At 70.0% G+C, this 4,365-nt stretch carries 6 protein-coding genes; 2 read left to right on the forward strand and 4 right to left on the reverse strand.

Features of this window, described 5'->3' with window-relative positions; all coding sequences use genetic code 11:
- The 4 genes from VFZ20_RS31425 to VFZ20_RS31440 all read right to left on the reverse strand — a co-directional run.
- The coding region (locus VFZ20_RS31425; RefSeq protein WP_329687932.1) for a class I SAM-dependent methyltransferase at positions 1 to 550 on the reverse strand (550 nt) is incomplete at its 3' end.
- A 413-nt stretch (positions 551 to 963) separates the two neighbouring features.
- Positions 964 to 2,100, reverse strand: coding sequence for a glycosyltransferase family 4 protein (locus tag VFZ20_RS31430; protein ID WP_329687933.1), 1,137 nt, complete (start codon positions 2,098 to 2,100; stop codon positions 964 to 966).
- Positions 2,101 to 2,103: 3 nt separating this feature from the next.
- Positions 2,104 to 2,835 carry a hypothetical protein gene (locus tag VFZ20_RS31435; protein ID WP_329687934.1) on the reverse strand — a complete coding sequence of 244 codons (732 nt, stop codon included), beginning with the start codon at positions 2,833 to 2,835 and terminating at the stop codon, positions 2,104 to 2,106.
- Between the two features lie 88 nt (positions 2,836 to 2,923).
- Positions 2,924 to 3,097, reverse strand: a complete 174-nt coding sequence (locus VFZ20_RS31440; RefSeq protein WP_329687935.1) for a hypothetical protein — start codon at positions 3,095 to 3,097, stop codon at positions 2,924 to 2,926.
- A gap of 361 nt (positions 3,098 to 3,458) precedes the next feature.
- On the opposite strand from VFZ20_RS31440, the gene VFZ20_RS31445 reads away from it, so the two are divergent.
- Positions 3,459 to 3,845: a type II toxin-antitoxin system RelE/ParE family toxin gene (locus VFZ20_RS31445; RefSeq protein ID WP_329687936.1), complete on the forward strand. Its 387-nt coding sequence runs from the start codon at positions 3,459 to 3,461 to the stop codon at positions 3,843 to 3,845.
- Positions 3,842 to 4,171 (forward strand): helix-turn-helix transcriptional regulator, encoded by a 330-nt coding sequence (locus VFZ20_RS31450; RefSeq protein ID WP_329687937.1) that lies wholly within the window; start codon positions 3,842 to 3,844, stop codon positions 4,169 to 4,171. The genes VFZ20_RS31445 and VFZ20_RS31450 overlap by 4 nt, the downstream gene beginning before the upstream one ends.
- The last annotated feature ends 194 nt before the right edge of the window (positions 4,172 to 4,365 follow it).

A 4,365-nucleotide genomic window follows, 5' to 3' on the forward strand; every position in this document is an offset into this window, starting at 1 on the left:
TGGCGACGTCCGCCAGCCCGCACTCCGCCGCCATCCGCCGCAGGTCCACCGCCAGCAGCGCGGTGATGTGCGCGGGATACGACGTGTCCGTGAACGCCGCGTGCTCGCCGCGCAGCAGGAAGGTGCCCTTGGAGAGCAGGCTGTGCTGGTTGGGGGTGGTGACGATCACCCATCCGCCGGGCCGCGCCAGACGCGCCAGCATGCGGAGGAAGGCGCGCGGGTTCTCCAGGTGCTCGATGGTCTCCACGCCCGCCGCCACGTCGGCGATGCCGTCGGGGAGCGGCACGTCACCGCGGTCCAGGTCCAGCACGTGGAACTCGCCGTCCGCGGGAAAGCCGTCGTAGCGGACGACGTCCACGCCCACGTACCGGCCGAAGTCGCCGCGCAGGTACGGCCACAGCTGGCCGCTGCCGCAGCCCACGTCCACGAGCGTGCCGCCGCCGGCGTGCCGCACGCGCACCGCGCGCTGCACCATGCGGTAGACGGCGTCGCCGCTGGAGCCCAGGCTGCGCCGCGCGCGTTCTTCCGTGGTGGGGGCTGCGTCCGTCATCCGGCGTGGGTGATGGGGAAACTGATGTGCGGCGGGGGAGAATCTAACGGAGGGGCCCTCACCTCGCTCGGACCCTCACCCCGCTCGTTCCTCGCGTCCCTCTCCCGCAAACTGCGCGGGAGAGGGTGTAGACTTCAACGAGCCCTGCCCTCCGGCACCGACTCCGTGCCCGGTGGAGGGAGGGGGCGGATCCAGTGCATCCGGCGAGCATCGCGACCAGGAGCGGATAAATTCGCCGCTGGAAATTCGCGAAGTCCGCCTACGCGGACTGCCCGGGAGAGCCCGCCCTCCGGCACGAACTCCGTGCCCGGTCGGTTGAAGCCCTGTTCGCAGAGCGCGTCAGCGCGAGACAGGGCTTACCGCTGTCCCAGCGGCGGGTTTACCCGCTCCGGCTGGGGCCCCATGGGGCTCTGTTAGGGGCTCTGCGTGGTGCTTCCTCGTGCGCTCCGCACCACCCTCGCCAGCACGTCGCGCATGCGCTCCGCCTGCCGCGCGGGATCGCTCAGGGCACGCGCGTGCGCGGGGCCCGCCGCGCCGAGCCGGGCGCGCAGGTCCGCGTCCCGCACCAGCTGGCGCAGCGCATCGCCGAGTGCGGCGGGGTCGTCCGGCGGGACCAGGATGCCGCACGACGCGTCCACGATCTCCCGCGCCCCGCCGATGGCCGTCGCCACGACGGGCAGGCCGGCGTGCATCCCCTCCACGAACGCGATCCCGAACGGCTCCGGGCCCACGTTGGGCTGGCAGAGCACGTCCGCGGCCGCCATCAGCGCGGGCACGTCGCCGCGGTGGCCCAGGTACCGGATGCGCGACGCCACGCCCAGCTTTCGCGCCAGCGCCGCCACCTCCGCGCGGTGCGCTTCCTCGTGCGGCCGCTGCGCTCCGCCCGCAATCCAGCACGTCCATCCCTCCAGGTCGCGGATGGCCGCGAGCCCCCGCACCAGCAGTCGGTGCCCCTTCCACGGCTCCATCCGGCTCGCCTGCAGGATGACGACGTCGTCCGCGGGCGTCCGCAGCGCCGCGCGAAGGGCGGCGCGGTCCACAGGCGTATCCGGCTGCGGCACGGGCGGATACACCACGTCGCCGCGAACGTGCGACCACAGGCGGCCCAGCGACTCGCCGGCGAACGCGCTCGTGCAGATGGCCGCGTCCGGCGCCGTCCGCCGCGCCAGCCGGTCCGCCCACGTCTCCCCCGTCACGAAGTCGTGCAGCCAGAAGACGAGCGGAACACCCGCGTCGCGCACCACGCCGCCGAACAGCCCCTGCGTCCACGACGAATGGCAGATGACGACGTCCGGCCGCGCATCCCGCAACGTGCGCCGCAGCGCCCGCCGCGCGCGGAGCACCGTCCACGGCCGGCTCATCCGCACGTCGCCGAGAAGGGCGAGCGGCGCGCCCGCCGCGCGGATCTCGTCCGCCAATCGTCCGTCGAAGCACAGCGCGAACCGCTGCTCGAGCCCGGAGACGCCGCGCAGCCCGGCGAACGTGGTGAGCATCCGCTCCACCCCGCCGTACAAGTTGCCCGAGTACACGTGCAGCGCGCGGAGGGTCACGGCCTACAGTCCAAAGTGCAGCATGAGCGAGGCTTCCACCTCCCGCATGGTCGTCTCGCTCACGATGGTCCGCGTGTAGCGCGCGATGGAATCGCGTTCGTGAACGGTCGTGACGAGCGGGACGGCGATCAGCACGGGGTGCAGACGGAGGGCGAAGCGGCCCTGCCAGCCCGACGTGTCCTGCACCAGAACGTCCCCCGGCGCCGCGTCGAATTCCATCGCGTTCAGGAGCGGGATCGTGGTCTGCTGGAGGGCGGTGCGGGAGTAGGCGGCCTCCGTCACCACCAGGCAGTGCGTGGCGCCCAGATCTTCCGAGATCTCCCGCCTGTATTCCGCGATGCGACCGCGGCGGTTCGCGCCGCGTACGTTGGCCTCGTGGGTGACGCCCTGCCCCAACCCCAGCGCGCGCCGCAGCTGCTGCCGGACAAAAGGCAGCTCATGAACGATGCGGCCGGCCGGCGCCGGCAGATCGTCGACGGCAAATGTAAGCAGTCGCGATGGATAGAAATAGGTGGGCCAGGACAGTCCCGTTCCGCGCTGCCCGGTCATATGCGGATCCACGAGCACGTGCGCGGCCCCGCGGAGCGCGTCGGTCGCCTTCGTGCTGCCGTACGCGAAGGTGGACGTCTCGGCGCCGGGCGCGCACAGGCTCAGCACCAGGTGCGGGCGATCGCCCTTGCCCGGGCCTTCGCGCAGCTCGGGCGGAAGATAGTACACCTGTCCGGGGCCGGGCATCCGTGGTCGCGCCTCCTGGGCCGGAGAATGGAAAAGGCCAGGAGCTCGCGTGTCGCTCCTGGCCTCAGGGTGCTGCCGCCGGCGATGCTCAGCCGTTGGCCTTGCGCCGGTTCTGGATGAGCCGTCCAAGGCTGCGCATGGACGCGCGCAGCGACTCGTCGAAGAACCGCTGGTCTTCGGACGGTGGGAGCGGTGCCGGGGCCGCGTGCGGGGCCGGCTGGACCGCGCCACGGGGCGTGGATGGGTCGCGGAGCGTCTTCATCTTGGTTGCCTTGAAAAAGCGCATTGCGTCGCCAGTGGAAGGCAAGGATATGCACACCGTTCTCACCCGTCAACCCCTGAAAAACACCCGCTCCAAACACGCCAGGCGCATCATTTTACAGGAAATCTATCTACCGCGCCGCAGCCGATCCAGACCACGCTCCGGACACGCCACCGGCCAAACTGAAACCGCTCGAAAGAGGTCAGCCGCACAGCAGTACCTTTGCGCCAGAAAACGGTATAGCAGCGCGCGAGCCTTGCCCAGGCCGCTCACTTGGCGGGCTCTGGACAAAAAGAACAGAAGTGCACATCGTTCCCACTCCGGTGCACCTTGTTCACCTATAGTGGATAGGCTATAGTTCATGAAGCAGCCGATGCCACCGCGAAAGAAGCTGATCGGAGTGGGATCCAGCCTGCGTGACCTGCACGAGATGCCAAAACAGGTCAGGGCAGCGTTCGGGAACGCGCTGTGGATGGTGCAGCTTGGCGCGCATCCCGCGGACAGCAGGCGCTTTGGAGAAGGGTTACCGCGCGAGGTTCTCAAACTGGCCGAGAACCACGACGGCGACACCTACCGCGCGGCGTTCGTCGCCGATTTTCCTGAATGCGTGTACCTGCTGCACGTGTTCAAGAAGAAGTCCACGTCCGGAATCGCCACGCCCAAACCCGCGATCGAGACGATCCGCGCCCGGTTCGCGGCGGCCCGGGAACATCATCGGCTCCACTTTGCATCGAAGAACGAGCAATGAAGGAAGAAGATGTCGCCTTTACGGAGATCGACAACGTCTTCGAAGCCCTCGACGTTCCGGACGAACGCGCGCAGGTCGGCCTGGCCGCGGCGATCACGCTCGAAATCCGCCGCCGCGGGCTCACGCAGACCCAGGCGGCCAAGCTCCTCGGCATCCGCCAGCCCGACGTGTCGGCCATCATGAACGCGCGCGTCGACGGGTTCAGCCAGGAGCGGCTTGAGCGCCTGCTGAACGCGCTGGACCTGGACGTCCGTATCCAGGTGGGGCCGCGGCCCGCCGGAAAGGAGCGCTCCGGGATCAGCGTTCAGATCGTGGATTCGTTTTAGGCGTTTCCACCGCGCGGACGGCCAGGACGCCTATCTCGCCGCCACGAGCGAACGATACAGCGGTGCGGCCTCGGCGGCGAGGCGGGCGCGGTCCCAGCGGCGCAGCGCCGTCTCGCGGCCGGCAGCGGCCAGGCGCCCGCGCAGCTCGTCCTTCGTCGCCAGGCAGCCGATGGCGCGCGACAGGCCCTCCACGT

The organism is Longimicrobium sp. (genome assembly GCF_036280135.1).
Lineage (GTDB): Bacteria > Gemmatimonadota > Gemmatimonadetes > Longimicrobiales > Longimicrobiaceae > Longimicrobium.